Source organism: Streptomyces sp. MMG1533, assembly GCF_001279775.1.
Lineage (GTDB): Bacteria > Actinomycetota > Actinomycetes > Streptomycetales > Streptomycetaceae > Streptomyces.
The window spans coordinates 132710-159535 of the sequence record NZ_LGDG01000284.1; the positions used below are offsets into that span (position 1 = coordinate 132710).

The 26826-nt window shown below is 70.4% G+C and carries 32 protein-coding genes; 8 read left to right on the forward strand and 24 right to left on the reverse strand.

The annotated features are described in order from the left end of the window. Positions 1-64: 64 nt before the first annotated feature. Positions 65-748: an antibiotic biosynthesis monooxygenase gene (locus tag ADK57_RS44880; protein WP_053755550.1), complete on the reverse strand. Its 684-nt coding sequence runs from the start codon at positions 746-748 to the stop codon at positions 65-67. 113 nt (positions 749-861) lie between these two features. On the opposite strand from ADK57_RS44880, the gene ADK57_RS44885 reads away from it, so the two are divergent. Further along, on the forward strand, positions 862-1932 hold the full coding sequence (locus ADK57_RS44885; RefSeq protein WP_078973681.1) for a YihY/virulence factor BrkB family protein: 1071 nt from the start codon (positions 862-864) through the stop codon (positions 1930-1932). A 170-nt stretch (positions 1933-2102) separates the two neighbouring features. Here ADK57_RS44885 and ADK57_RS44890 read toward each other — a convergent pair whose 3' ends face one another. The 4 genes from ADK57_RS44890 to ADK57_RS50745 are packed head-to-tail and all read right to left on the reverse strand — an operon-like array spanning position 2103 to position 3838. After that, the gene (locus ADK57_RS44890) at positions 2103-2525 is read right to left on the reverse strand and encodes a DUF3618 domain-containing protein (RefSeq protein ID WP_053755551.1); all 423 of its coding nucleotides are present in this window, start codon (positions 2523-2525) and stop codon (positions 2103-2105) included. Then, entirely contained in the window at positions 2522-2941 is a 420-nt protein-coding gene (locus ADK57_RS44895) for a phage holin family protein (RefSeq protein WP_053755552.1), read from the reverse strand. Before ADK57_RS44895 ends, ADK57_RS44890 begins: the two co-directional genes overlap by 4 nt. Before the next feature lie 52 nt (positions 2942-2993). Next, positions 2994-3704, reverse strand: coding sequence for a hypothetical protein (locus tag ADK57_RS44900; RefSeq protein WP_053755553.1), 711 nt, complete (start codon positions 3702-3704; stop codon positions 2994-2996). Continuing rightward, on the reverse strand, positions 3701-3838 hold the full coding sequence (locus ADK57_RS50745; RefSeq protein ID WP_199830813.1) for a hypothetical protein: 138 nt from the start codon (positions 3836-3838) through the stop codon (positions 3701-3703). Before ADK57_RS50745 ends, ADK57_RS44900 begins: the two co-directional genes overlap by 4 nt. Before the next feature lie 175 nt (positions 3839-4013). On the opposite strand from ADK57_RS50745, the gene dapA reads away from it, so the two are divergent. Beyond that, a complete protein-coding gene (gene dapA, locus ADK57_RS44905; protein ID WP_199830814.1) occupies positions 4014-4904 on the forward strand; it encodes a 4-hydroxy-tetrahydrodipicolinate synthase in 891 nt (296 codons plus the stop codon). On the opposite strand, the gene ADK57_RS44910 is transcribed toward dapA, so the two are convergent. The 8 genes from ADK57_RS44910 to ADK57_RS44945 all read right to left on the reverse strand — a co-directional run bounded on the left by ADK57_RS44910 (position 4905) and on the right by ADK57_RS44945 (position 11780). Next, entirely contained in the window at positions 4905-6125 is a 1221-nt protein-coding gene (locus ADK57_RS44910; RefSeq protein ID WP_053755555.1) for a hypothetical protein, read from the reverse strand. Further along, positions 6122-6682 (reverse strand): SigE family RNA polymerase sigma factor, encoded by a 561-nt coding sequence (locus ADK57_RS44915; protein WP_053755556.1) that lies wholly within the window; start codon positions 6680-6682, stop codon positions 6122-6124. Before ADK57_RS44915 ends, ADK57_RS44910 begins: the two co-directional genes overlap by 4 nt. Positions 6683-6977: 295 nt before the next feature. Next, on the reverse strand, positions 6978-7967 hold the full coding sequence (gene dapD / locus ADK57_RS44920) for a 2,3,4,5-tetrahydropyridine-2,6-dicarboxylate N-succinyltransferase (RefSeq protein WP_053755557.1): 990 nt from the start codon (positions 7965-7967) through the stop codon (positions 6978-6980). Positions 7968-8092: 125 nt separating this feature from the next. Beyond that, positions 8093-9001 carry a CU044_5270 family protein gene (locus ADK57_RS44925; protein WP_053755558.1) on the reverse strand — a complete coding sequence of 303 codons (909 nt, stop codon included), beginning with the start codon at positions 8999-9001 and terminating at the stop codon, positions 8093-8095. Between the two features lies 1 nt (position 9002). Further along, entirely contained in the window at positions 9003-9599 is a 597-nt protein-coding gene (locus tag ADK57_RS44930) for an RNA polymerase sigma factor (RefSeq protein WP_053755559.1), read from the reverse strand. A gap of 323 nt (positions 9600-9922) precedes the next feature. Beyond that, the gene (locus tag ADK57_RS44935; RefSeq protein ID WP_053755560.1) at positions 9923-10468 is read right to left on the reverse strand and encodes a TetR/AcrR family transcriptional regulator; all 546 of its coding nucleotides are present in this window, start codon (positions 10466-10468) and stop codon (positions 9923-9925) included. Continuing rightward, entirely contained in the window at positions 10468-10788 is a 321-nt protein-coding gene (locus ADK57_RS44940; protein WP_053755561.1) for a DMT family transporter, read from the reverse strand. Before ADK57_RS44940 ends, ADK57_RS44935 begins: the two co-directional genes overlap by 1 nt. A gap of 77 nt (positions 10789-10865) precedes the next feature. Further along, positions 10866-11780: a sulfotransferase family protein gene (locus ADK57_RS44945; protein ID WP_199830815.1), complete on the reverse strand. Its 915-nt coding sequence runs from the start codon at positions 11778-11780 to the stop codon at positions 10866-10868. A 373-nt stretch (positions 11781-12153) separates the two neighbouring features. Between ADK57_RS44945 and ADK57_RS44950 the strand changes: the two genes are divergently transcribed. Then, complete coding sequence (locus ADK57_RS44950) at positions 12154-12978, forward strand: AbfB domain-containing protein (protein ID WP_053755562.1); 825 nt, start codon at positions 12154-12156, stop codon at positions 12976-12978. A gap of 58 nt (positions 12979-13036) precedes the next feature. Here the strand turns inward: ADK57_RS44950 and ADK57_RS44955 are convergent, their stop codons facing one another. The 8 genes from ADK57_RS44955 to ADK57_RS44990 form a co-directional block, all read right to left on the reverse strand. Beyond that, positions 13037-13369, reverse strand: coding sequence for a metal-sulfur cluster assembly factor (locus ADK57_RS44955; protein WP_030677253.1), 333 nt, complete (start codon positions 13367-13369; stop codon positions 13037-13039). Beyond that, positions 13366-13833 carry a Fe-S cluster assembly sulfur transfer protein SufU gene (gene sufU / locus ADK57_RS44960; RefSeq protein WP_053755563.1) on the reverse strand — a complete coding sequence of 156 codons (468 nt, stop codon included), beginning with the start codon at positions 13831-13833 and terminating at the stop codon, positions 13366-13368. The genes ADK57_RS44955 and sufU overlap by 4 nt, the downstream gene beginning before the upstream one ends. A 15-nt stretch (positions 13834-13848) precedes the next feature. Continuing rightward, on the reverse strand, positions 13849-15105 hold the full coding sequence (locus ADK57_RS44965) for a cysteine desulfurase (RefSeq protein WP_053755564.1): 1257 nt from the start codon (positions 15103-15105) through the stop codon (positions 13849-13851). After that, positions 15102-15893 (reverse strand): Fe-S cluster assembly ATPase SufC, encoded by a 792-nt coding sequence (gene sufC / locus ADK57_RS44970; protein ID WP_053755565.1) that lies wholly within the window; start codon positions 15891-15893, stop codon positions 15102-15104. The genes ADK57_RS44965 and sufC overlap by 4 nt, the downstream gene beginning before the upstream one ends. Before the next feature lie 7 nt (positions 15894-15900). Then, positions 15901-16230: a non-heme iron oxygenase ferredoxin subunit gene (locus ADK57_RS44975; protein WP_053755566.1), complete on the reverse strand. Its 330-nt coding sequence runs from the start codon at positions 16228-16230 to the stop codon at positions 15901-15903. Further along, positions 16230-17411 (reverse strand): Fe-S cluster assembly protein SufD, encoded by a 1182-nt coding sequence (gene sufD / locus ADK57_RS44980; RefSeq protein WP_053755567.1) that lies wholly within the window; start codon positions 17409-17411, stop codon positions 16230-16232. Before sufD ends, ADK57_RS44975 begins: the two co-directional genes overlap by 1 nt. A 61-nt stretch (positions 17412-17472) precedes the next feature. Then, complete coding sequence (gene sufB, locus ADK57_RS44985; RefSeq protein ID WP_053755568.1) at positions 17473-18894, reverse strand: Fe-S cluster assembly protein SufB; 1422 nt, start codon at positions 18892-18894, stop codon at positions 17473-17475. Further along, complete coding sequence (locus tag ADK57_RS44990; RefSeq protein WP_053755569.1) at positions 18891-19634, reverse strand: helix-turn-helix transcriptional regulator; 744 nt, start codon at positions 19632-19634, stop codon at positions 18891-18893. The genes sufB and ADK57_RS44990 overlap by 4 nt, the downstream gene beginning before the upstream one ends. A gap of 161 nt (positions 19635-19795) precedes the next feature. Here ADK57_RS44990 and ADK57_RS44995 point away from each other — a divergent pair, with 161 nt between their 5' ends. From ADK57_RS44995 to ADK57_RS45010, 4 genes are all read left to right on the forward strand, one after another. Continuing rightward, entirely contained in the window at positions 19796-20593 is a 798-nt protein-coding gene (locus tag ADK57_RS44995; RefSeq protein ID WP_053755570.1) for an aminoglycoside N(3)-acetyltransferase, read from the forward strand. Between the two features lie 77 nt (positions 20594-20670). Beyond that, a complete protein-coding gene (locus ADK57_RS45000; RefSeq protein WP_053755571.1) occupies positions 20671-21594 on the forward strand; it encodes an ABC transporter ATP-binding protein in 924 nt (307 codons plus the stop codon). Positions 21595-21866: 272 nt separating this feature from the next. Next, positions 21867-22643, forward strand: a complete 777-nt coding sequence (locus tag ADK57_RS45005) for an ABC transporter permease (protein WP_053755572.1) — start codon at positions 21867-21869, stop codon at positions 22641-22643. 55 nt (positions 22644-22698) lie between these two features. After that, the gene (locus tag ADK57_RS45010) at positions 22699-23697 is read left to right on the forward strand and encodes a COX15/CtaA family protein (protein WP_053755573.1); all 999 of its coding nucleotides are present in this window, start codon (positions 22699-22701) and stop codon (positions 23695-23697) included. A 68-nt stretch (positions 23698-23765) separates the two neighbouring features. Here ADK57_RS45010 and ADK57_RS45015 read toward each other — a convergent pair whose 3' ends face one another. From ADK57_RS45015 to ADK57_RS45025, 3 genes are all read right to left on the reverse strand, one after another. Next, complete coding sequence (locus ADK57_RS45015; protein ID WP_053755574.1) at positions 23766-24872, reverse strand: amidohydrolase family protein; 1107 nt, start codon at positions 24870-24872, stop codon at positions 23766-23768. A 102-nt stretch (positions 24873-24974) separates the two neighbouring features. Beyond that, complete coding sequence (locus tag ADK57_RS45020) at positions 24975-25307, reverse strand: hypothetical protein (RefSeq protein WP_053755575.1); 333 nt, start codon at positions 25305-25307, stop codon at positions 24975-24977. Between the two features lie 82 nt (positions 25308-25389). Next, positions 25390-26343 carry a heme o synthase gene (locus ADK57_RS45025; RefSeq protein WP_078973683.1) on the reverse strand — a complete coding sequence of 318 codons (954 nt, stop codon included), beginning with the start codon at positions 26341-26343 and terminating at the stop codon, positions 25390-25392. Positions 26344-26699: 356 nt separating this feature from the next. Here ADK57_RS45025 and ADK57_RS49660 point away from each other — a divergent pair. Next, positions 26700-26826 (forward strand): hypothetical protein (locus ADK57_RS49660; protein WP_159050245.1); only part of this gene is annotated, 127 nt, incomplete at its 3' end.

Here is a 26826-nt window from a genome sequence, read left to right on the forward strand (position 1 = left end):
TCCAGCGTCTCACCGAACACTTTTTTTGTCCAGACGATTCCAGTGTTCGGTCGACCCTCCGGGTTCACTCGGGCACGAGGCCGAGGGCGTGGTCGTAGCGCCTGCCCGTGAAGCCCTTCACGCCCGGGTACGACCGCACCCGTTCCCACTCCTCGTCTACCGGCACGGCGATGGCCTTGTCGTACGCCTCTGCGGTCTCCCACTCCGCGTAGTTGAGGACGTGGGTGCCGTCGCCGGCGAGATGGAAGTGGGCGGCGATCAGGCCGCGGTGGGCGACCGGGCCGGGGTCGGTCCGCAGCAGGAGGTCGATCCAGTCGCGGCGCCGCTCGGCCGTGCCGGGCTCGAAGTCGATCCGCACGGCCACGATCAGGCCGGGCACACGATGGTCGCAGGCGGCGCGCTCCTCGCTGCGGTAGTACCGGTACCGGTTCAGTTCGACGCGCTCGATGCCCGGTACGGCGGTGTCGATCTCGTCGTTGCGTTCCTGGCGGTGAGCCTGCACGAAGGCTTCGTAGGCCTGCTCGCTCGCCCACTGCGAATGGTGCATCAGCGTTTCACCGTCGTGGCCGGTGTAGACGTGGTAGCCAAGCAGATCGGCGGCGGGCCAGGGCCTGTGCTCCCAGGTGTGCGCGATCGCCTCGACGGCCGCCTTCTGCCGCTCGGGAGTGGCCACGCGCCAGGTGCTGAAGAAGGGGGCGCCGACGTCGGGGCGGGTGAGATCGGGGTGGGCGTCGGTACGGCGGGTCACGGCGGGCCTCCGTCGGTCGGTACGGGATGCGTGCACCGACCACCCTTCAACCTCAACCAAGATTCAGGTCAAGTCCGCGATTCGGGGCGGGAATTCGGGAGACCCGGCTGGTCATGGACGAGAAGGCCGAATGGGCCGAGAGGGACGAGCGGATCGAGAAAGACGAGCGGGACGAGAAAGACGAGCGGGACGAGAAGTCGGAGCAGCCGGAGAAGGCGGAGAAGTCCGAGAAGTCCGAGAAGGACAGCCCTTCCGAGTTGCCCGCGCGGTCGTGGCGGGCGGTGGTGTGGCGCACGCTGAAGGAGTTGCTGGACGACGAACTGGCCGACCGTGCGGCCGCGTTGACGTACTACGGCGTCCTGTCGCTCTTCCCGGCGCTGCTGGTGATGGTCTCTCTGCTGGGCGTGCTGGGACAGCGCGCGACGGACAAGATCCTCGACAACATCGGGGACCTCGCCCCGGGCCCCGCCCGGGACATCCTGCGGGACGCGGTGGTCCAGCTCGGCGACAGCGGCGGCACCGGCAGCGTGTTGGCCGTCCTCGGCCTGCTCTTCGCCCTGTGGTCGGCGTCCGGGTATGTCGCCGCGTTCATCCGTGCGTCCAACGCGGTGTACGACCTGCCGGAGGGCCGCCCGGTGTGGAAGCTGACGCCGCTCAGGCTCGCGCTGACCGTGGTGCTGATGCTGATGCTGGCCGCGAGCGCGCTCATCGTGGTGTTCACGGGGCCGCTGGCCGAGCGGGCCGGCACCACGATCGGGATCGGTGACGAGGTGATCGCGGTGTGGGACGTCGCGAAGTGGCCGGTACTGCTTCTGCTGGTGATCCTGATGATCGCTTTGCTGTACTGGGCCGCCCCCAACGTCCGTGGCCGCGGCTTCCGTTGGATCTCCCCCGGCAGCGTCCTCGCCACCCTGATCTGGCTGGGCGCGTCCGCCGGTTTCGCCCTCTACGCGGCCAACTTCGGCTCGTACAACAAGACATACGGCACGTTGGCGGGCGCCATCGTGTTCCTGGTCTGGCTCTGGTTGACCAACATCGCGATCCTCCTGGGCCTGGAGTTCGACGCCGAACTGGCCCGCGAGCGGGCGATCACGGACGGCCGTCCGGCGACGGAGGAGCCGTACGTGGAGCCGAGGGACACGAGGAAGTGGCCCGCGAGGTTGCGGGCGGCGCGGGGAAAGTGACGGGAAGAGTGACGGGGAGGGGTGACGACGTCACCCCTCGGCCGACCGAGCCGGGTGGCGGGTGAGTACAGGCCGACGTCACCGGAGGCAAAGCCCCAGGTGACGTCGGCACCAACGCCGGGAGCCGGAGTCCCCCACCCAAGGGCAACCCCGGCTCCCGACCCCAACCGTCACCGTCCGTGACGCCGCCTTACCACCCCCACCGCGACCACCGCACCCACCGCCGCCGCCCCCACGACCAGCACCGGTCGCGGATGACGTGCCCCGACATGCACGGCGGTGCGGACCGGCCCGGGCAGGGTGTGCTCAACGGCCTGCCCCGCATGGCTCGCCCGGTCCTGGACCGTGTGCCCGGCCTGCGCCGCACTGCTGCGCAGCTGCACCGTCATCGCGCCCGCCTTGTCGCGGAGGTCGGCGGCCCTCGCCTGGACACGACCCTTCACATCCACCATTTGGGCCAACTCCTCAACCGTGTCGCCGAGTTCGCTGCGGGTGCGTTCAATCTGCCGGCGCAGCTCGTCGGGCCCCTTGGCGCCGACATCCTGCGCGGCCTCGCCGCCCGACTCGTGTCCCTGCGCTGCCTTGTCGGTCATCGGTGCGCCCTTTCCCTGATCTCCTCGACGTCGGCCCTGACGCTGCCGAGCGCTTCCTCCGGCGTGGGCGGTGCGGCGCGCCGCAGCTGGGCGCGGCCGGTCGCCGCGAGCAGGCCCGCGAGTGCGAACAGGACGGCCGTCACGATGAGCGCCGCCGCCCAGACGGGAAGCGTCAGCGAGAGCGCGGCGGCGGCCGTGGCGGCCAGGGCGAGGAAGCCGGCGTAGGCGACGGCGCCCGCGGCGCCGATGAGCCCGCCGCCGCGTCCTGCGCGACGGCCCTTCTGCGCGAGCTCCACCTTGGCGAGGGCCACTTCCTGTCGTACGAGCCGGGAGAGCTGTTCGGTGGCCTGTCCGACGAGGTCGCCCACCGAATGATGTTCGTCATGTACCGGCCTGGGGGCCATGGTCCCGGTCACGGTTCCGCCTCCTCTCGGTATCGGACCCCCCGAGTACCCTGACCTGCCCCCGCTACCCCTGCGGCCCGCCTCCCGGACCGTGCTCGCCGAGCCGGGCCAGCTGGCTCTGGAACCAGTCGAGCCGCGCCTGCAACAGGGCGGCCTCCGCGACCAGTTCGGGCACCCCGAGCCCCTCGGTCGCCCCTGGACCGACGACCGGCGGCAGCCCGCCCCCCGCCGGCCGTAGGCCGTCCCCCGCCACCACCCGCAGCCCCTCTCCGGCCAGCCGGGCGAACCCTGCCGGCGAGACGGACGTACGGCCGCGCAGGCACCCCGCGCAGGAGGGGGCCAGCGCGCACCACCCCGGTCTGCCCCAGCCGGCGTCGGCCAGCGCCGCCGCGACCGCGCCGCAGGCGCACGGGCCGACGGTCGCCGTGCGGACGCGCTGACGGGCGTACCGGAAGCCGCGCTCGAAGCGGATGTACCGGCCGAGCACGGAGACCTCGAGCAGGACGGCCGTACGGTGCTCGGCCGTGCACAGCAGCGCCTCGGCCGTCGTGCGGTCGTGCACGCAGTGGAAGCCGCAGTCGCAGCGGCGGTGCGGTGCCCGGTGGCGCAGGCCGTAGACGCAGGACGCGTCGGCCAGGACTCCGTACGGCAGCGCGCCGCCCAGCGACACACCGGTGAACCCGGCCCGGGCGCCGTCCTGGGACAGCACCGGGTGGGCGATCTTGTATCCGGTCGGCGGCTCCGTCGGGCGTTCCTCGGGGAGCCGCAGTCTCATCGGGCGGCCGGGACCTCTTCGGGCGCCTTCAGTTCCTTGAGCTCCTCGATCTCCGCGCGGAGCTCGAGTTCCTCCTCGTGGACCTGCGGCCGCTCTTCCGCGACTCCGGTGGCGAGTGCCTTGCCGAGCTTCATGACGCCTCCCATGACCAGGGACCGATGACCGTCCTGGCCATGGTGACCCATGAGGGACCGACTTGCACATAGGGCCTGCGATCGACGCAGACCTGAAAACCTCTCAGCATCACTTAGCGATACCTCGTAGAAGAATTAAGTGGAGCTTCACTGTCGGCGCGCCGAGACTACCCCCATGACGACACCTCGCCCCTTCGGCCGCACCCTCTGCGCCATGATCACGCCCTTCACCGACGCCGGCGCGCTCGACCTCGACGGCGCGCAGCGGCTGGCCGACCGACTGGTCGCGGAGGGGTGCGACGGGCTCGTCCTGTCGGGTACGACGGGTGAGTCGCCGACCACGACGGACGCGGAGAAGGCCGCGCTCGTCACGGCCGTACGAGAGGCGGTGGGCGGGCGGGCGTCGATCGTCGCGGGTGTGGGCACCTTCGACACCCGGCACACCGTCGAGCTGGCCCTGGCGGCCGAAAAGGCGGGCGCGGACGGCCTGTTGGTGGTCAGCCCGTACTACAGCAGGCCCCCGCAGGACGCCCTGGAGGCGCACTTCCGGGAGGTCGCGGACGCGTCCGGGCTGCCCCTCGTGCTCTACGACATCCCGGGCCGCACCGGCACCCGGATCGAGCCGGACACCATGATCCGCCTCGCCGAGCATCCCCGGATCGTCGCGGTCAAGGACTGTTCCTACGACTTCCTCGGCGCCCAGAAGGTCCTGGACCGCACGGAGTTGGCGTACTACGCGGGCTGCGACGAGCACAACCTCGCCCTCTACGCGGTGGGCGCCGCCGGATACGTCAGCACGGTCGCCAACGTCGTTCCGGCCCGGCTCCGTGCGGTCCTGGACGCGTTCGAGGCGGGCGACACCCCCGTGTCCGCCCGCCTCCAACAACGGGCCACGCCGCTGATCGAGTCGATGATGTCGGCGGGCCTTCCCGGCGCGGTTACCGCCAAGGCCCTCCTCAACGCACTCGGCCTGCCGGCGGGCCCCGTCCGTGCACCGCTGCGACCCGCCGACCGCGAGACGGTCGACGGGCTGCTGGCGGCGTACGAACAGCTCATGGCCGCCTGATCAGCGCTCGGCGAAGACGGGCTCCCAGCGCCCGGCGTCCCCGTCGTTGCCCTTGCGGAAGCCGCTGAGCGGTACGACCTTGTCGCTGCCGATGGTGACCAGCACAAGCCGCTGGTGGAACTCGTTCTTGCCGCCCTTGGCGATGTCCCAGGCGATGAGGGACATGTTGCCGACCCAGGCGAGCAGCTGCTGCCCGTGCACCTCGGTCTTCTTGCCGGTCGCGGCGTCGACGACCCAGGAGGAGGTCTTCCACTTCTCGCCCGCGAAGTCACCCGCGACGAGCCTGCCGTCGGGCGACTTCCCCGCGTCGACGTACCACTCCAGGTACTTGTCGTTCGCCGGCGCGGAGACCTCGGCACCCGAGAGGTCGTAGAACTGCTTGCCGATGTCTCCCATGGGGTTGCCGGACCAGACGTGCCTGCCGTCGGCGGTGAGGGCGAAGTCCTGGCGGGAGTTGAGGAAGCCTCCCATGGGGTCCTCGGGGTCGCCGCCGAGCTTGACCTCGGTCCAGGAGCCCTTGCCGGAGGCCACGTCGAGGACCTGGAACCCGGTGCGGCTCGACGGCTCCTTCTGGTCCCAGCCGTCGGAGCCCTCGGTCTTCACCCGTAGGTCGGGGTTTTCGTCGTAGGTCGTCGCGACCAGCTTCCGGCCGTCGCGCGAGAACGCGAGTCCGCCGACCGGGTGGTCGACCCGGATCCACCGGGCGACCTTGCCGGTGGTCAGGTCGAGCAGGCCGATCCGCGAGGCGGGCAGGTCCTGTTCCAGGACGGCGGCGGTCTTCATACCGGGGGCGACGGCCACCCAGGACCACCTCGTGGTCTTCTCGTACCTGCCGGTCTTCTGGTCGAGCAGCCAGTAGGTGCGCTCGTAGACGGCGCTGTCGGCCGTCTTCTTGACGGTCTTCGGGACGAAGTACGCGGCGAGTCCGGTGTTCCCGGCGGAGATCAGCTCGCGCGGCGGCGACTGGTCCGGACGGGCGTTGACCTCGGTCTTCGGTACGACGTCCGCGGGGCGTACGTCGGTGCCCCGGCCCGAGTCCAGCATCGGCACGCCCACCGCGACGGCGACCACGGCGGCCGTGGCGACGGCGACGGCCGCGATCCTGCGTGTGCGGCGGCGCCGGCGGGCCGCGAGCACCCGGTCGGCGAACCCCGGCCGCGCCGGGGACTGTTCGGCGGCCTGCTCCCGCAGTGCGTCCCGCACGAGTTCTTCGACGTTCACGGACGCACCTCCACGGATGAGTAGTCACGGGACGGCTGCCACTCGGCGCCGGCCGGGCCCAGGGCGGCCAGTTCGGGCGCCAGCGAACGCAGCCGGGCGAGGGAACGGTGGGTGGTGGACCGCACGGTGCCGACGGTGCAGCCGAGGAGCCGGGCCACGTCGGCCTCCGGCAGGTCCTCGAAGTAGCGCAGCACGAGCACGGTCCGCTGGCGTGCGGTGAGCCGGGACAACGCCTCGCGCATCACGACGCGCAGTTCGGCCGCGGCCGCCGCGTCGGTGCCTCCCGCGCCCGCCTCCGGCGGCTCGGCGACGCTGACCTCCCGTCTGCGCCACTTCAGCCGCCAGCGGCTGACCTGCTGGCGGTAGAGGATCCGGCGTACGTAGGCCTCGGGCTCGTCGATCCGCTGCCATTTGTCCGCCGCCTTGACCAGGGCGCTCTGCAGCAGGTCCTCACCGGCGTGCTGGTCTCCCCCGCAGAGCAGCACGGCCGTCTTCAGCAGCGCCGACGACCGGTTGTCCACGAACTCCCGGAAGCTCTCCAGCCCTTCGGCATTCATCGTCACCTTCTCTTCCCCGGCGGCCCCTGCGCTCCGCCCCTGTGCCCCTTGTGACGCGTACGACCGCCCCCCGCTATGCCACCCCTCCGAAGTTTTTTTCGGCGGACAGAACGGGGCCCGTACCGCACGGGTGTGCGGTACGGGCCCCGGTCCACTGCGGGCGCGATCAGCCGGGCCGTTGTGCGAGGCGACCGAAGCCCCGGCGCCCTCGTGGTGAGGGTGCCGGGGCTTCGGTCTCATCTGCCGAAACCACGGGAAGGTCACGCCGAGCAACCCATACGTGATCTCGAAGGGCTCAGTTGTGGCTGTGCAGGATCTCGTTCAGACCGCCCCAGACCGCGTTGTTCGGGCGGGCCTCGACCGTGCCCGTGACCGAGTTGCGGCGGAAGAGGATGTTGGAGGCGCCGGACAGCTCGCGCGCCTTGACGATCTGCCCGTCGGGCATGGTGACGCGGGTGCCCGCGGTGACGTACAGCCCCGCCTCGACCACGCACTCGTCGCCGAGGGCGATGCCGACGCCCGCCTCGGCGCCGATGAGGCAGCGCTCGCCGATGGTGATGCGGACGTTGCCGCCGCCGGACAGCGTGCCCATGGTGGAGGCGCCGCCGCCGATGTCCGAGCCGTCGCCGATCACGACACCGGCCGAGATACGGCCCTCGACCATCGACGTGCCGAGCGTGCCGGCGTTGAAGTTCACGAAGCCCTCGTGCATGACGGTGGTGCCCTCGGCGAGGTGTGCGCCCAGGCGGACCCGGTCGGCGTCGGCGATGCGGACGCCCTTCGGGGCCACGTAGTCCGTCATTCGCGGGAACTTGTCGATCGAGGTGACCTGGAGGTGCAGGCCCTCGGCGCGGGCGTTCAGCCGCACCTTCTCGACGTCGTCCACGGCGACCGGGCCGAGCGAGGTCCAGGCGACGTTGGCGAGGTGGGCGAACATGCCGTCCAGGCTCTGGCCGTGGGGCTTGACCAGGCGGTGCGAGAGCAGGTGCAGGCGCAGGTAGACGTCGTGCGCGTCGATGGGCTTGTCGTCGAGGGAGCCGATGACCGTGCGGACCGCGACCACCTCGACGCCCCGGCGGGCGTCCGGGCCGATCGCCGCGGTCGCGCCCGGGCCGAGCAGCTCCGCGGCACGCTCGGCGGCCAGCCGCTCGGTGCCGGACGGGCCGGGCTCTGCGGTGAGCTCGGGCGCGGGGAACCAGGTGTCGAGGACGGTGCCGTCGGCGGCGATCGTGGCGAGGCCGGCGGCAACGGCGCCGGTGGTGCGAGGAGCAGTCGTGTCGGTCATGAGGGCAACCTAACCGGCCGGGCGGGGTGAGGGCGAACCGGTGCGCACGGCGTCTCATGTGCCGGGCGCACCGTCCGGCATCCGGCCCGTGTCCGACCGGGCTCAGGCGTTGCCGAAGGCCCGGATCAGGGCCGCTCCCCCTTCTCGTCCACCACCGCCGTCGCGAGCCGTGCCCCGCCGAGCTCGACGTCTCCCTTGCCCCACTCCCCGTTGCCGCCCTCCGCCACCGACCGGTACCCCGAGTACAGGTAGGTGGCCGGGTCGAGGAGCACCTCGTCCCGGTAGGTGCTGAGGGGGTCCCTCAGGTACAGCGCGTAGGCGCTGCGCCCCGCCGCGTCCTCGACCTCCGCGGCCTGTACGCCGGGGATCGTGGCGAGCGCCCGGTAGACCTTGGCGAGGCCGGCGGGGTCGTAGGCGTAGGCGCGGCTGAGGACGGCGACGAGGGCACGGTACTCGTGCAGGGGACGGGTCTCGGACTTGTCGGTGGCGTAGAAGAAGGCCCGGGCCTTCGCCCGCACCTTCGCCGGGTCGTCCGGCAGGCTCCTGAGGAACGCGTACTCCTCCCGCGGCGAGTGGTCGTCACCGGCCTTGCCGTTCTCCATCTTCGGATCGGCGTACGGCCACCAGTCCTCGCTCGTCTGCGGCCCGGGCTCGTCGTCCGTCTCGTTGGTCTCGACGGTCTTGACGTAGATCCACTGACCGTCGCGCGCGGTGACCGCGGGACCGGCGGCGATCGCGTCGGCGGCGTCGTTCAGGAGGTCCTTGGCGCTGCCGAGTTCGAGGGTGTACCCGGGCCGGGCGCCGGGCTGCACTCCGTCCGGGCCGCGGTCCACCACCTGTGTCCCGATCAGGGCCACCGCCGTGATCAGGGCCGCCGTCGCCGCGGCCATCAGCCGCCAGTCGCCCCGCAGCCGGCGGACGCGGGTGCGGCCCGTCGCCTCCCGCAGCAGCCGGTCACGCCCGGCGAGAAAGGGTGCGCGCTCGGCCGCCGGGGCCTCGGCCCGCAGTTCGCGGACCGCCGTCATCTCGTCCATGTCAGACCACCTCCGTGGCGTCGAGCGTGAATGCGGGGTCGGCGCCCAATGCCGAACGGACCTTGCGGCGGGCGCGGTTGAGCCGGGAGCGCACGGTGCCGACCGGGATGCCGAGCGCCTCCGAGACCTCGGTGTACGTCAGGTCCGCCCAGGCCACGAGCAACAGCACATGCCGGTCGCCCACGGACAGCGCGGCCAGCGCCCCGGCGAGCGGGGCCTGCACGGCCTGCGCGGTGACGCGGGCGTCGGCGCGCTCGGACCAGGTCTCGGCGACCGGGTCGTGCCCGGTGCGGGCCAGCGCCCGAAGCGCCCGCACCTCGGCGCGGCGCTGCTTGCCGACGAGGTTGCCCGCGATGCCGTAGAGCCAGGGGCGGGCGCTGGGACGGGTGGTGTCGTAGCGCGCCCGGATGCGGAAGGCGATCAGGAAGGTCTCCGCCGTGATGTCGTCGGCGGCGCCCACGCCCAGCCGGCGTTCCACGTAGCGGTGGATGTCGGGGGCGTACCGGTCGTAGAGGCGGGCGAACAGCTCCGGTTCCTCCAGAGACTGGGCGACGACCTGGGCGTCCTCGGGCGAGGACGGGTCCGGTGGTCCGGTCACGTAGCGGCCTCCGTGGGTGTGGTCGGGGCGAGGATGTCACCCGCTGTTCCCCGACGTCGGCAAAGCGGTTCACGGTCGACGGAAGACCGGGGTCCGGGGACCGACGAGAACCGGGGCGCACGCGGCCCACCCGGACGCGGGGCCCACCCGGACGCGGGGTCGGCCCGGACACGGGGTCGGCCCGGACTCACGCGACCGGGCTCAGACTCACACGACCGGGCTCGGACTCACGGCCGATCCGACCAAGCCCACCAACCTGCCCGGGCACACGGCTACCCCCCAGGGTGCACGGCCCCTCCCGGACTCACGCGACCGCCCGGCGCTCACGTGCCCGCGTCGATGACCCTCGCCAGCATCTCCCGCGCGTACTCCTCGTCGTAGGACGTTCCCGTCAGCAGCACCTGCAGACAGATCCCGTCCGTCAGCGCGACCAGCGCCCGCGCGGTGACCGGGTCGGTGCGGGCGGCGAGCCGGGCGGCGAGGTCGTCGGCCCACTCGGCGGCGACCGGGCGCAGGGCGGGGCGGCGCAGGGCGGCGAGGTAGAGCTCGTACTCCAGCTCGACGCCGGTGCGCTCGCCCGCCAGCCACTCGCCCAGCAGGCCGGCGAGTTCGGCGGCCAGGTCGGTGCGCGGGTCGGCGAGGCCGCCGCGGGAGGCGATCACCTTGGCGAAGCCCTCGTTGGCCTGGCGGAGCGCCGCGACCATCAGTTCGTCGAGGGTCTTGAAGTGGTACGTCGTGGAGCCGAGCGGCACATCGGCCGCGGCCGCGACGGAGCGGTGACTCAGCCCGGCGAGGCCCTTCTCCCCGGCGACCCGGATCGCCGCGTCGATGATCCGCTGCCGCCGCTCGGGGTCGTAGCGACGGGGCATCAGTGCGCCCCGCCCAGGTTCAGCACCACCACGCCGACGATGATCAGCGCGACGCCGGCGGCCTTCGCCAAGCTCATGCCCTCCCCCAGGAACGCCATCCCGATGACCGCGATGACCGCGGTACCGACACCGGCCCAGATCGCGTACGCCGTGCCGACCGAGACCGTCTTCAGCGTCTGCGCGAGCAGCGCGAAGGCGACGACGTACCCCAGGGCCGTCAACAGCGAGGGCCACAGCCTGCTGAAGCCGTCGCTGTACTTCATGGAGGTCGTGGCGGCCACCTCGGCGGCGATGGCGCCGGCGAGCAACAGGTATCCCATATGTACGAGTGTACATAACGGCGCTCGCACGGAGCCCGGACCGGTGATCACGTCGTACGACTACGCCACCGTGCGCGTCACGCCCCGAACCGGTCCCGCCCCGGCCTCGCCCGGAACTCGGAGGTGCCGACCCACCGCGCCTCCACCGGGCCCGGTTCCCGCACCCGCGCCAGGCGGTCGGCGATCCGCCGTCTGGCGTGGGCGGCGCGTCGCAGGGTGGACACCTTGCGGTAGTGGAGGAGTTCGGCCGGGTCGGGCCGGACCGCTCCACTCAGCTCGTAGCCGTTGCGCTCCAGCCGCTCGCCCAACACCGCTTCGCACAGCCGTATCTGATCGGGCGTCAGCCGCTGTTGCCGGCTGCCCGCCCGTGAGCTGTCCAGGGTGCCGTGGGTGCGCCGGTGCCAGGTCTTGCGGGCGGGCACGGCCGTTCGAGCCAGCCGGTGCGGCTCGGCCATCTCAGGGGCGTACTCCTCGCCCAAGTAGCCGCACAGCTCCCGCAGTCGAGGCTCGGGATCGGACACCAGATCCTCGAAGCGCAGCTCGTGCCAGCTGTCCGGCCCGAGCCGGCGCGTGTAGCGCCGGGTCACATCCATCACCTGCGCCCAGGTCGCGACGGCCTCGTGGAAGCCGCGGTGCCACCAGGGCATCCCCAGCAGCGAGGCGACGCAGTCGCGGCCGTCCCGTACGAGGTGCACGAACTGCGCGTCCGGGAAGAGCCGCAGGATCTCCTCCACGTGCAGGGCGTACGCGGGCCGCTTGTCGCCCCAGCGGACCTTGCCGTGCCGTTCCGCGTACGCCTTGAGCGTGATCCCGAGCGCGGAGCGCAGCGTCGGCGGCCCGCCCTCGACCCGCTCGGCCACGGTGTCGGCGTCGAGCCCCAGCTCGTGGAACCGGGTCTCCTTCCGCCCGGTGATCCAGGCGGCGAGCCCGGCCCGGTTGCCCGGATCCCGCAAGTCCCCGAAGTGCAGCCGCCGTTCGTAGGCGGGCAGCACGATGGGGGTCCCCCATGCCCTTAAGGCTATGGGGGAGGGTCTCCGGGGGCAGCGCGATCCTCGGGTGCGCGTGCAGCATCAGCTGCAGCAAGGTGGTCCCGGAACGCGGACAGCCGAGCACGAAGACAGGGCGTACGGAGGCAGGTGCAGAGGTAGCCACGCTCACACGCTGTCGTGGCCGAATGTCGGGAGCCTGGGACGGCGCTGAGAAAAGGATGTGAACACCGGGAGGGATGTGAAACCGGAGAGGGCGGAAACCGCTCGCCGCAAACGGCTGCCGGGAACTCCCAGGCTCCACTAGTGTTTCACCGTTCACCTACCTCCCCGTCACGGCCGCAGCCGCCGCCCCGGGTGCCCGCCGGAGGAACCGCGCATGCCAAGAAGCAAGTCCCGGCCCGCTCAGAACCAGCCATGGGAGAGCGGCTGGACTCCGGACGCCTCCCGGGTGCCGGGAACGCGACGCCTGTGGCTGGCCGGCGCGCTGGCGATAGCCACGGTCGCCGCCTGTGTGACGGCGATCGTCATGACGGAGCACCAGTCCGACAGCCCGTCACCCGCCCCGGACCCGGCGGCCGCCGCGGACCCGAGCGGCCCCGGCCTGATCTCCTACGCCACGCCCTCCACGACGGGCGCCTCGACACCCGCCCAGAAGAGCTCCCCGTCCGCCCGGACGAGCACAAGCGCCCCCGAACCACAGGGCTCGGCGTCCGCATCCCCGCCCGCCGACCCGCCCAAGTCGCCTACGCCGCAACCCGGTTCGTCCAGCCCGAAGCCCGCCACGACATGGCGTTCGGTCAGCTCGGTGAACTATCCCGACCGCTACTGGCACGTCAGCGGCAGCTACGTCAGGCTCGACCCGATCAACTCCGCCTCGGCCCGTGAGGACGCCACCTTCAAACTGGTCAAGGGCCTCGCCGACGCCTCCTGCTACTCCTTCGCCACGACCGACGGCACCTACCTCCGCCACCGCGAATTCGTCCTCCGCTCGGAACGCGACGACGGCTCGTCGCTCTTCGAGCAGGACGCCACGTTCTGCCCCAAGACCTCTTCGGTGTCCGGCGCGATCATGCTGGAGTCGGTGAACTACCCGGGCCGTTTCCTGCGCCACCAGGACTTCAAGCTCCGCCTGGACCCGTACCAGTACAGCGGCCAGTACCAGGCGGACTCGGCGTTCCGGCTGGTGGGCGGGCTGGCCTGAGAACGAGAAACGGCGACGCCCATGAGGCGTCGCCGTTCACTCCGGTTGCAGGTGGAGCTCAGACGTTGAAGCCGAGCGCCCGCAGCTGCTCCCGCCCGTCGTCCGTGATCTTGTCGGGACCCCACGGGGGCATCCAGACCCAGTTGATGCGGAGCTCGTTGACGAGGCCGTCCGTGGCGGACTTGGCCTGGTCCTCGATGACGTCGGTCAGCGGGCAGGCCGCCGAGGTCAGGGTCATGTCGATGGTCGCGATGTTCGCGTCGTCGACGTGGATGCCGTAGATCAGGCCGAGGTTGACGACGTCGATGCCCAGTTCGGGGTCGACGACGTCGTACAGGGCCTCGCGGAGTTCTTCCTCCGAGGCCGGCTTCATCTCAACGGTCTCGCTCATGCCGTTTTCCTTTCGGCGTCGGCCTCGCCCAGGGCCTGGGCCGTCGCGTCCTTCCACGCCATCCAGCTCAGCAGGGCGCACTTCACACGGGCGGGGTACTTGGAGACACCGGCGAACGCGACCGCGTCCTCCAGGATCTCCTCCATCGCGTCGTCCGGCTCGATCCGGCCCTTGGACTGCATCAGCTCCAGGAAGGTCTCCTGGATCTTCTGGGCCTCGGCGAGCTGCTTGCCGACGAGCAGCTCGTTCAGCACGGAGGCCGAGGCCTGGCTGATCGAGCAGCCCTGGCCCTCGTACGAGACGTCCTCGATCTTGTCGCCGTCGTACTTCACGCGCAGCGTGATCTCGTCGCCGCACGTCGGGTTGACGTGGTGCACCTCGGCGTCGCCATCCCGAAGACCGCGCCCGTGCGGGTGCTTGTAGTGGTCCAGGATGACTTCCTGGTACATCGAATCAAGCTTCACGACTCAGCCAGCTCCTCAGCCGAAGAAGTTCCGTACGTGCTCCAGGCCGTCGACCAGAGCGTCGATCTCGGTCGGCGTGGAGTACAGATAGAACGACGCTCGCGTGGTCGCAGGAATTCCGTACCGCAGGCAGACCGGCCGCGCGCAGTGGTGACCGACCCGGACCGCGATGCCCTGCTCGTCCAGGACCTGGCCCACGTCGTGCGGGTGGATGTCGCCGAGCGTGAAGGAGATCGCCGCGCCCCGGTCCTCGGCCGTGGTCGGGCCGATGATCCGCAGGTCCGGAACCTCGCCGAGCTTCTTCACCGCGTACTCGGTGAGCGCGTGCTCATGGGCGAGGATCTTGTCCATGCCGATCGAGTTCAGGTAGTCGATCGCCGCGCCCAGGCCGACCGCCTGCGCGATCGGCGGGGTGCCCGCCTCGAACTTGTGCGGGGCGGGAGCGTACGTCGACGAGTGCATCGACACCGTCTCGATCATCTCGCCGCCGCCGAGGAACGGGGGCAGGTCCTCCAGGAGTTCCTGGCGGCCCCACAGCACGCCGATACCCGTCGGGCCGCACATCTTGTGGCCGGTGAAGGCCACGAAGTCGGCCTGGAGGGCCTGCACGTCCAGCGGCATGTGCGGCGCGGCCTGCGAGGCGTCGATGCACACCAGCGCGCCGACCTCCTGCGCGCGGCGCACTATCGCCTCGACCGGGTTGACCGTCCCGAGGATGTTGGACACCAGCACGAAGGAGACGATCTTCGTCTTCTCCGTGATGATCTCGTCGATGTTGGAGAGGTCGAGCCGGCCGTCGTCGGTCAGGCCGAACCACCTCAGCTTCGCGCCCGTGCGCTGCGCGAGCAGCTGCCACGGCACGATGTTGGAGTGGTGCTCCATCTCCGTGATGACGATCTCGGTCTCGTGGTCCACGCGGTAGGGCTCGTCGGCCCAGCCCAGCATGTTCGCCACGAGGTTGAGCGACTCGGAGGCGTTCTTGGTGAAGATCACCTCGTCGCGGCTCGGCGCGTTGATGAACGCGGCGACCTTGTCGCGCGCGCCCTCGTACAGCGCCGTGGCCTCCTCGGCGAGCACATGCACACCGCGGTGGACGTTGGCGTTGTAGCGCTCGTAGTACTCGTTCAGGGCGTCGAGCACCTGGCGCGGCTTCTGCGAGGTCGCCGCGTTGTCCAGGTACACGAGCTTCCGGCCGTCGTGGACCTGGCGGTCCAGGATGGGGAAGTCCTTGCGGATCGCCTCTGTGTCGAGGAGGCCCGGCAGCTGTGTCACGCGACATCCTCCTCTGAGTTCGCTCCGCGCACGGGTCCGCCCTTCGTGTAAGCCTCGTAGCCCTCGTTCTCCAGCTTGTCGGCGAGTTCGGCGCCGCCGGACTCGACGATGCGACCGCCGGAGAAGACGTGGACGTAGTCGGGCTTGATGTAGCGCAGGATGCGCGTGTAGTGCGTGATCAGCAGGGTGCCGACCTCGCCGGTCTCACGAACGCGGTTGACGCCCTCGGAGACGACACGGAGCGCGTCGACGTCCAGACCGGAGTCCGTCTCGTCGAGGATCGCGACCTTCGGCTTGAGCAGCTCCAGCTGGAGGATCTCGTGGCGCTTCTTCTCACCGCCGGAGAAGCCCTCGTTGACGTTGCGCTCGGCGAAGGCCGGGTCCATGTTGAGACGCTCCATGGTCTCCTTGACCTCCTTCACCCACGTCCGCAGCTTGGGGGCCTCGCCGCGGATGGCGGTGGCGGACGTACGGAGGAAGTTGGAGACCGAGACGCCGGGGACCTCGACCGGGTACTGCATCGCCAGGAAGAGGCCGGCACGAGCGCGCTCGTCGACCGCCATCTCCAGGACGTCCTCGCCGTCGAGGGTGACGGTGCCGCCGGTGATCGTGTACTTCGGGTGACCCGCGAGCGAGTAGGCGAGCGTCGACTTGCCGGAGCCGTTCGGGCCCATGATGGCGTGCGTCTCGCCCTGCTTCACGGTGAGGTCGACACCCTTGAGGATTTCCTTCGTGCCGTTCTCGACCTCGACGGTGACGTGCAGGTCTCGGATTTCAAGCGTTGCCATGGGTGCCTCAGGACTCCTGGGTGAGGGAGACGAGCACGTCGTCCCCTTCGATCTTTACGGGGTATACGGGGACGGGGCGCGTCGCGGGTAGGCCGGACGGCTTGCCGGTGCGGAGGTCGAAGCTGGAGCCGTGCAGCCAGCACTCGATCTGGCAGTCCTCCACCTCGCCCTCGGAGAGCGAGACGTTCGCGTGCGAGCAGATGTCGTGGATCGCGAACACCTCCCCCTCGGTCTGCACGACCGAGACCGGCGTGCCGTCGAGTTCCACCCGCTTCGGGGTGTCCTCCTCCAGCTCGCTCAGCCCACAGACGCGTACGAACGTCGAAGAGGCAGTCATCAGACCGACGCCTCCAGCTCCTCGTCGATCTTCACGAGAAGGCGCTCTTCGATGTCGTCGACACCGATCTGCTGGACGAGTTCGGCGAAGAAGCCGCGGACCACCAGGCGACGGGCCTCGTCGGCCGGGATACCGCGGGCCATCAGGTAGAAGAGCTGCTCGTCGTCGAAGCGGCCGGTGGCGCTGGCATGTCCCGCGCCGACGATCTCGCCGGTCTCGATTTCGAGATTCGGCACGGAGTCGACACGGGCGCCGTCGGTCAGAACCAGGTTGCGGTTCATCTCGTACGTGTCCGTGCCCTCGGCCTTGGCCTCGATGAGCACGTCGCCGATCCACACCGCGTGGGCGCCCTCACCCTGGAGCGCGCCCTTGTAGGCCACGTTCGACTTGCAGTGCGGGGTGTTGTGGTCGACCAGGAGGCGGTGCTCCTGGTGCTGGCCGGCGTCCGTGAAGTACAGGCCGAAGAGCTCGGCCTCGCCACCGGTGCCGGCGTAGGCGACGCGCGGGTGCAGGCGCACGAGGTCGCCGCCGAAGGTGACCACGAACGACTTGAACGTGGCGTCCCGGCCGATCAGCGCGTTGTGCTGGGCCACGTGCACGGCCTTGTCGTCCCAGTCCTGGACGGAGACGACGGTCAGCTTGGCACCGTCGCCCAGGATGTAGTCGACGTTGGCGGCGAGTACCGCGTCACCGGTGTGGTCGATGACGACGACGGCCTCGGCGAAGGCTCCCAGTTCGACGACCTGGTGGCCGTAGGCGACCCCGCCCTCACCGTGCACGGCGATGCGGATCGGCTCGGTGAGCACCGTCTCCTTGGGGACGGTGACGACACCCGCCTTCTCGAACGCCGAGTACGCCTGGGCGGCGACGCGGTCCACCGGGGTGCCGGCCCTGCCGAGCCGGGCGTCGTCACGGCCGACGAGCTCGACGACGACGCCCTCGGGGGCGTCGACGGCGATCTTCAGGCCGTCGCCGGTGGCGACCGCGGTGCCGTCGTGCAGCCCGCGCAGCCGCTCCAGCGGGGTGAACCGCCACTCCTCCTCGCGGCCGTGCGGGACCGGGAAGTCCTGCACGTCGAAGGAGGGGGGCGCGCTCATGCGCGTGGCGACGGTGGACTCGGCGGCCACCGCGATCTGGCCGGCGGTGGTGGACCCCACCGGGATGTTCTGAGCCTCAGCCATGGCTGTCGGTCTGCTCTCTTCCTACGTCAGAAATTCGCTGCTGCCTGTGGTGCGGCGGGTCTTAACCGACCGCGCCTTCCATCTGCAGCTCGATCAGCCGGTTGAGCTCCAGGGCGTACTCCATGGGCAGCTCCTTCGCGATCGGCTCGACGAAGCCACGCACGATCATGGCCATCGCCTCGAACTCGGTCAGACCACGGCTCATCAGGTAGAAGAGCTGGTCCTCGGAGACCTTGGAGACGGTCGCCTCGTGCCCCATGGACACGTCGTCCTCGCGGACGTCCACGTACGGGTACGTGTCGGAGCGGGAGATGGTGTCCACGAGCAGCGCGTCGCACAGCACGTTCGACTTGGAGCCGTGGGCACCCTCGCCGATCTCGACGAGACCACGGTAGGACGTACGACCGCCACCGCGCGCCACCGACTTGGAGACGATGTTGGAGGAGGTGTTCGGCGCCATGTGGACCATCTTGGAGCCGGCGTCCTGGTGCTGCCCCTCGCCCGCGAAGGCGATGGAGAGGGTCTCGCCCTTGGCGTGCTCGCCCATCAGGTAGACGGCCGGGTACTTCATCGTCACCTTGGAGCCGATGTTGCCGTCGATCCACTCCATGGTCGCGCCCTCGTACGCCACGGCGCGCTTGGTGACCAGGTTGTAGACGTTGTTCGACCAGTTCTGGATGGTCGTGTAACGGCAGCGGGCGTTCTTCTTGACGATGATCTCGACCACGGCGCTGTGCAGCGAGTCCGACTTGTAGATCGGGGCCGTACAACCCTCGACGTAGTGCACGTAGGCACCCTCGTCGACGATGATCAGGGTCCGCTCGAACTGGCCCATGTTCTCCGTGTTGATGCGGAAGTAGGCCTGGAGCGGGATCTCGACATGCACGCCCGGCGGCACGTAGATGAAGGAGCCACCCGACCACACGGCGGTGTTCAGGGAGGCGAACTTGTTGTCACCGACCGGGATGACGGTCCCGAAGTACTCCTTGAAGAGCTCCGGGTGCTCCTTCAGGGCCGTGTCGGTGTCGAGGAAGATGACGCCCTGCTCCTCCAGGTCCTCGCGGATCTGGTGGTAGACGACCTCGGACTCGTACTGGGCCGCGACACCGGCGACGAGGCGCTGCTTCTCCGCCTCGGGGATGCCGAGCTTGTCGTACGTGTTCTTGATGTCCTCGGGCAGGTCCTCCCAGGACTCCGCCTGCTTCTCCGTGGAGCGTACGAAGTACTTGATGTTGTCGAAGTCGATGCCCGACAGGTCCGAGCCCCAGTTCGGCATGGGCTTCTTGCCGAACAGGCGCAGGCCCTTGAGGCGGAGCTTGGTCATCCACTCCGGCTCGGACTTCTTCGCCGAGATGTCGCGGACGACGTCCTCGTTGATGCCGCGCTTGGCAGAGGCGCCGGCCGTGTCGGAGTCGGCCCAGCCGTATTCGTACTTACCCAGGCCCTCGAGTTCGGGGTGGGCAGTCTCCGTGGGGAGAGTCATGCGGGGTTCCTCCCGGCCGTGCTTGCAGATGCGATATCAGTGGTGTGGGAAATCTTGGGGATGAACGTCGTGCAGACGCCGTCGCCGTGCGCGATGGTCGCCAGTCGCTGGACGTGCGTGCCGAGCAGCTGGGAGAAGATCTCGGTCTCCGCTTCGCAGAGCTGCGGGAACTTTTCCGCGACGTGGGCCACCGGGCAGTGGTGCTGGCAGAGCTGCTCGCCGACCGGTGCGCTTCGCGCCGTAGCAGCGTACCCGTCCGCGCTCAGGGCCTTGGCCAGCGCTTCGGTCCGTTCTTCGGGCGCGGCGGCCTCGATGGCCTTGCGGTAGGCGGTGGCCTGCTCGGCGATCCTGGCGCGGGCGAAGGCGACGACCGCCTCGTCCCCGCCGAACCGATCCTGGATCCAGCGCAGGGCGTCCGTGGCGAGCTTGTCGTAGGACTGGTCGAAGGCGTCACGGCCGCAGTCCGTGAGCGCGAAGACCTTGGCGGGCCGGCCGCGCGTCCGCGCTCCGTACACCCGCTGCTCGCGCGCTTCCACGACGTCGTCGGCGACCAGGGCGTCCAGATGCCGGCGTACGGCCGCCGGGGTGAGCCCCAGGCGTCCAGCCAGCTCGGTCACGGTCGACGGCCCGTGGTCCAGGATGGACCGCGCGACCCGGTTGCGCGTCGAGCGCTCACCGGTCGCTAGCTCCTCCTGCGGGGCCCCCGTGGGGGTCTCCCGAGCCTCGCCGACGTTTTTCACAACGCCATTGTTGCGTAATTCCTCTGAGGCAGGCAAGCCGTGCCCGAACCACCGGGCGGTGCCCTGCGTCACTTAGGTTTACCTAAGCTGACCTGCGCAAACGATCTTTGATCGATCAAATCGGTGGCGCCGGAGACCTCGGTCCGGGACACTCCGGAACCATGCCCACACCCCCTCCCACCGGCCCTCTTGTCACCCGCGACACCATCGCGGCCCAGCTGCGCCAACTGGGTGTCGAACCAGGCGAAACCCTCCTCGTCCACTCCTCTCTCAGCTCGCTCGGCTGGGTCTGCGGAGGAGCCGTGGCAGTCGTCCAAGGAGTGCTCGACGCGCTCGGTCCGGACGGCACCCTGGTGGTCCCCACGCAGTCCGGCGACCTCTCGGACCCGGCACACTGGGCGAACCCGCCGGTGCCCGAGGCCTGGTGGGAGACGATCCGGGCCACCATGCCCGGGTACGACCCCCACGTCACCCCCAGCCGCGGAGTCGGCGTGATCCCGGAGACCGTACGGACCTGGCCGGGCGCCCTGCGCAGCGCGCACCCCCAGACCTCGTTCGCGGCGCTCGGCCCGCGCGCGGCGGAGGTGACCGAGGGACACGGCACCGACTGCCGGCTCGGCGAGCACAGCCCCCTGGCCCGCCTGGAGTCACTCGACGCCCGGGTGCTCCTGCTGGGCGCCGGCTACGACGCCTGCACCGGCTTCCACCTGGCCGAGTACCGCATACCGGCCCCGCGCGTGAAGGTGGGCCGCCCCGGACCGACGGGCTGGGAGGTGGTGACCGAGGTGTCGATCGACTCGGACCGGTTCGACGAGCTGGGGTACGACTTCGAGCGCGACCGTCCCGTCGTACGCGGAAAGGTGGGCGCGGCCGACGTACGGCTGTTCCCCTTGGCGGACGCGGTGGCCTACGCGGAGCGGTGGCTGGCGGTGCACCGGTCGCGTGAGGACGAGGTCTGAGGCCCCGCCCGGGGCGGAGGTGGAGATCTCGCACCCGCCGGTCTGGGCCGCCGATCGCGAACCTAGACTCTGGACCCATGCGAAGTGAGCCCGTGGTCCAGGTCCAGGCCCTGGTGAAGCGGTACGGCACGAAGACCGCGGTGGACGGCCTCGACCTGGTGGCCAAGGCGGGCGTGACCGCCGTACTCGGCCCCAACGGCGCGGGCAAGACGACGACGGTCGAGACCTGCGAGGGGTACCGGAAGCCGGACTCCGGCACGGTGCGCGTCCTGGGCCTCGACCCGGTGAGACAGTCGCGTCAGCTGAACCCCCGGATCGGCGTGATGCTGCAGTCCGGGGGCGTCTACTCGGGCGCCCGGGCCGACGAGATGCTGCGGCACGTGGCCAAGCTGCACGCCCACCCGCTGGACGTGGACGCGCTGATCGAGCGTCTGGGGCTGGGCAGTTGCGGCCGGACCACGTACCGGCGCCTTTCGGGGGGCCAGCAGCAGCGGCTCGCGCTCGCCATGGCGGTCGTCGGCCGCCCGGAACTGGTGTTCCTGGACGAGCCCACCGCCGGCCTCGACCCGCAGGCCCGCCACGCCACCTGGGACCTGGTGCGGGACCTGCGCGCGGACGGCGTCTCCGTGATCCTCACGACCCACTACATGGACGAGGCCGAGCAGCTCGCCGACGACGTCGCGATCATCGACGCGGGCCGGGTCATCGCCCAGGGCTCCCCGGAGGAGCTGTGCCGCGGCGGTGCCGAGAACACCCTGCGCTTCTCCGGCCGGCCGGGGCTCGACGTCGGCTCCCTGCTCAAGGCCCTCCCCGCCGACTGCACGGCCGCGGAACTGACGCCGGGCTCGTACCGGGTCGGCGGCAAGGTCGACCCGCAACTGCTCGCCACGGTCACCTCGTGGTGTGCGCAGCACGGAGTCATGCCGGAGAAGATCTCGGTCGAACGGCACACCCTGGAAGACGTTTTCTTGGAGCTCACGGGCAAGGAGTTGCGTTCATGATTCCGGCTGACACACGGATCTGCCGGGGGTCCGGGGGTCGTCCCCCGGGAAGGCACGGCTTGGAGCTCACGGGCAAGGAGCTGCGCTCATGATTCCGGCTCACACACGGATCTGCCGGGGGTCCGGGGGTCGTCCCCCGGGAAGGCACAGCTTGGAGCTCACGGGCAAGGAGCTGCGCTCATGATTCCGGCTCACACACGGACCTGCCGGGGGCCCGGGGGTCGTCCCCCGGGAAGGCACGGCTTGGAGCTCACGGGCAAGGAGCTGCGTTCATGACCACCGCCGCCACGGGCGCGTACGCCCCGAAGCCGGGGGCCGCGCCCCTCCCCCGCATGATCGCCGCCCAGGCCGCGCTCGAGACGAAGATGCTGCTGCGCAACGGCGAGCAACTGCTGCTCACCGTGGTCATCCCCACGCTGCTGCTGGTGCTGTTCAGTTCGGTGGACATCGTCGACACGGGCGCGGGCGAGGCCGTCGACTTCCTGACCCCCGGCGTCCTCGCGCTCGCCGTGATGTCGACGGCGTTCACCGGGCAGGCCATCGCCACGGGCTTCGAGCGCCGGTACGGCGTCCTGAAGCGCCTGGCCTCCTCCCCGCTGCCCCGCTGGGGCCTGATGGCCGCGAAGACGCTGGCCGTGCTGGTCACGGAGGTCCTCCAGGTCGTCCTGCTGACGGTGATCGCCTTCGCCCTGGGCTGGTCGCCGCATGGCAACCCCTTCGCCGTGCTGCTTCTGCTGGTCCTCGGCACGGCCGCCTTCTCGGGGCTCGGCCTGCTGATGGCGGGCACGCTGAAGGCGGAGGCCACGCTGGGCGCCGCCAACCTGGTCTTCCTGCTGCTCCTGGTGGGCGGCGGGGTGATCGTGCCGCTGGACAAGTTCCCCGCCGGCGCCCAGGACGTGCTCGGGCTGCTGCCGATCTCGGCCCTGTCGGACGGGCTTCGGGACGTGCTTCAGCACGGCGCCGGGATGCCGTGGGCCGACCTGGGGATCCTCGCAGTGTGGGCGGTCGTGGGGCTGGCCGCCGCGGGGCGCTTCTTCCGTTGGGAGTAAGCCCGCGAGGGACCCTCGTGAAAGCGTGCACAAGCGGTCCCCCTACGATGGGCGCGTGCCAAACGTGACCCGCGCCGACGCCGTAGCGGCCGTCCGCAACCCGCTCGCCTTCATCGCCGAACGCTGGACCCCGACCCCCCGGACGGTCCAGCGGGCGGCGCTCGCCGCGCTCGTCATGTCGGTGGTGATCGTGGTCACCGGCGGGGCGGTACGGCTCACCGGATCCGGGCTCGGCTGTCCGACCTGGCCCAAGTGCACCGCCGACTCGCTCACCGCCACCAGCGCGATGGGCTTCCACGGCGCCATCGAGTTCGGCAACCGCATGCTGACGTACGTGCTGTGCGCGGCGGTCGGCTGGGCGATCATCGCCGCGCGCGCCGAGAAGCCGTCCCGACGCGGCCTGACCCGGCTGGGCTGGGCACAGTTCTGGGTCGTGATGAGCAACGCGGTCCTCGGCGGCATCGTGGTCCTCGTCGGCCTCAACCCGTACACGGTCGCGGCGCACTTCGTGGCGACGTCCGCCCTGATCGCGATCGCCACGGTGATGTGGCAGCGCACCCGGGAGGGTGACGGAACGCCGCGCCCGCTGGTCGGCAAGTCCGTGCAGCAACTGGTGTGGTTCCTGGTCGCCGCCTCCGTCCTGCTGATCCTGGTCGGCACGGTCGTGACCGGCGCGGGACCGCACGCGGGCGACTCCAGCGAGGTCGAGCGGATGCCGCTCGACTGGGAGACCGTCAGCAAGGTGCACGCGGTGCTGGCCTGGATCGTGGTGTCGCTGACGTTCGCCCTGTGGTTCGTCCTCAAGGCGGTCGACGCCCCGAAGGGCCCGCTGGGCCGCACCCGCGACCTCTTCCTGATCCTGCTCGCGCAGGGCGTCATCGGCTACGTCCAGTACTTCACCGACCTTCCCGAGATCCTCGTCGGCCTGCACATGCTCGGCTCGGCCCTGGTGTGGATCGCGGTACTGCGCGTGCTGCTGGCCCTGCGGGAGCGGCCGCAGGCGTCGGCCGATGTGCCGGGGCCTTCGAGCGAGCCGACGCTGACCCGGGCTTAGACGCTGCCCCGGGCTTGGAGGAGTGAGCTCACAGCCGTGGCTCACAGCCGTAGCTCACAGCCGGTAGCTCACTCCAACCCGTACACCCGCCGCGCATTCCCCGCCGCGATCATCCCCGCCACCCGCTGCGCGTCCGCCAGCGACCACGCCCCCTCGGCGACCCAGGTGCCCAGCACCCGGCTCAGCGCCTCCCGGAACAGCCGCGCCCCCACCACGTGCAGCTCGGGCAGGCCCTGGGCCCCGCTGGAGAAGAGGATCTTGCCGAAGGGGGCCAGCTCCAGGATCTCCGCGAGGACGGTGGCGGCGCGGGCCCCGGTCCGTACGAGAGCGGCGCCCGAGTCGGCGTACACGTGCGGGAAGACCCCGGCGAGGTGGGCGGCGTGCCGGTGGTAGGGGTAGCCGTGCAGCAGCACGAGCTCCGTGCCGAGGCCCGCTGTGGCCCGGACGAAGTCCGTGAGCAGCACGGGATCCGTACGGTCGATGCGCAGCCCCGGTTCGCCGAGCCCGGCGTGCAGTTGGAGCGGCAGTCCGGAGGCGACCGCGATCCACAGCAGATGCCGTAGCAGCACCGGATCGCTCAGCTCCCCGCCCACCCGGCGTTCGGCGAGCCAGCGGCCGGCGGCGCCGCGCACCTCGCCCGGTCCCGGCGGCTCGGGCGCCAGCGCGAGTCCGTGCCGTACGCCCGCCACGGAGGTGAAGGCCACGGCGCCCGAGGCGGCGCCGTGCACCGACTCGGCGAGGTTGGCGAGGAAGGACTCGACGGTGCCGGAGGTGTCGGCGACCTGTTCGGCGAGGAGTTCGAGGCGCACGATCTCCCGGGCCCGGGCGTCCGCCGCGGAGGCCATCTCGACGGGGCCGGTCAGGTCTCCGGGCAACCCGGTGTCGACGAGATACGTCGTGATTCCGCTGCCCCGCAGCAGTCTGCGGCCCGATTCCAGTACGCCTAGTTCACGGCGCCGGGCGAGATAACGGGCGGGCGGGCAGTGCGGCTCCAGACCGAGCAGCGGGGGGCACCAACGGCGTACGGCGAACCCCGTCTGCGTGTCGAAGAGCGTCGTGCCCGGCGCCGGCGGTCCCTCGGTCCGGGCCAGCTGGGCCTCGAAGGTACCGAGGCCCAGCTCCGTTCTCAGGACGCCGTGACAGTACTGGTCCACGAGGGACGGCGTTTCGATCATCCCGGACTCCCCGCGCTCGGACTCTGTCCTTCTCAGGTCCTAACGGGTGAACCGGGCACGAGGTGTTGCAGTCACACACCCCGTGCGAACGGCCGCCGCGTCTCAGTCGTTGCTCGGGCCGCCGACCTGGATTCCCGCCATGCGGCTCCACTCGTACGGGCCCGTCCTGACCTTCGCCGCGAACTCGCCGTCGAAGTCCTCGTGAACGGTGATGCCGGACTTCTCGACCGCCTTCTCGGCGAGGGCGTACGAGGGGGCGACGAGGTCGCCCCAGGCGCCGTCCTCGCCCACGAGGACGATGCGGGCGCCGCGCTCGCCGATGTACGCGACCTGCCCCTCGGCCCCGCCGTGCTCCTTGGAGAAGCCGCTGATCTGCTTGGCGAGCCGGGTCACTTTGCGCTCGTCCTTGGGGTCCACCTGCTGCGTGTCTGCCATGGCCAGGATGCTACCGACGGGTAGATCAAACGGCGACGGGTGGGGTGCGTGGCCTTGACCACGCACCCCACCCGTCGGTCGGTCAGCGCAGGAAGGGGTCCACCGCGACCGCCACGAACAGGATCGACACATAGGTGATCGACCAGTGGAACAGCCGCATCTCCTTGAGCTTGGCGCCGGTCACCTCGGCCTTGGCCCGGTTCTGCAGGCCGTGCGCCTCCCACAGCCAGAAGCCGCCGGCCAGCAGCGCGACCGCCGTGTAGAACCAGCCCGTGTAGCCGAGCGGGGTGAGCAGCAGCGACACCGCGACCATCACCCAGCTGTAGAACACGATCTGCCTGGCGACCACCTTGTTGGAGGCGACGACCGGCAGCATCGGCACGCCGACGCGCGCGTAGTCCTCCCTGACCTTCATGGACAGCGGCCAGTAGTGCGGCGGCGTCCAGAAGAACATGACGAGGAAGAGGACGATCGGCGCCCACGACATGGAGTTCGTGACGGACGACCAGCCGATGAGCACGGGGAGGCAGCCGGCGATGCCGCCCCACACGATGTTCTGCGACGTACGGCGCTTGAGGATCATCGTGTAGACGACGACGTAGAAGAGGAGCGCTCCGAGCGACAGCCAGGCCGAGAGCCAGTTGACGGCGAGGCCGAACAGCAGCGTGGAGACGACGGCGAGGGCGATACCGAAGGCGAGGCACTCGCGCGGGCTGACCATCCCGGTGACCAGCGGACGCTGCGAGGTGCGGTCCATCAACGCGTCGATGTCGCGGTCGATGTACATGTTGAGCGCGTTGGCGCCACCCGCGGAGAGGTAGCCGCCGATGCAGGTCAGCAGGACGAGCTTCAGGTCGGGGACACCCTGCTGCGCAAGGAACATCACCGGAACCGTGGTGATCAGCAGCAGCTCGATGATCCGTGGCTTGGTCAGCGCCACGAACGCCTTGACACGGGCCCCGAACGGCCGGTGGCTCGGGCTCTGGCTCGTCCCGATAATCCCCGCTGGACGGGATTCAACGGCCGTCACGCACACCCCTGACAGAGACATCCCAGCAAGCCTCCCCGTGTGAAGTCCGGGTAAAGGCTCGCGCGTACCACGCCACTGTAGACGTTGCCCAGACCCGGACATTCGCGGGGGTCGGGTCGTGTTGGGCAGTGCCGTCGAAGGAGCCGGTCAGCACTCGATTGAGCACTCGGACGAGCGGCTCCGTATTCACTTGCCGAACGCAGAACGGCCCGGTCGGGAGGCGGATCCCGACGAGTCCCGGCAGTCTGGAATGACTCGAAAAAAGGCACGTTCTTACGGGGGTAGGCTCGACAGCGGCCGGGGCGCCCAGTGCACCGGCAAATTCGACATGTGTGACATGTGGAGAGGAGCCCTGACCCAGGGTGAGCACCAAGCCGACCACCACAGACCTCGAGTGGACCGAGTTGGACCAGCGGGCCGTCGACACCGCCCGCGTCCTGGCCGCCGATGCCGTACAGAGGGTCGGCAACGGCCATCCCGGTACGGCGA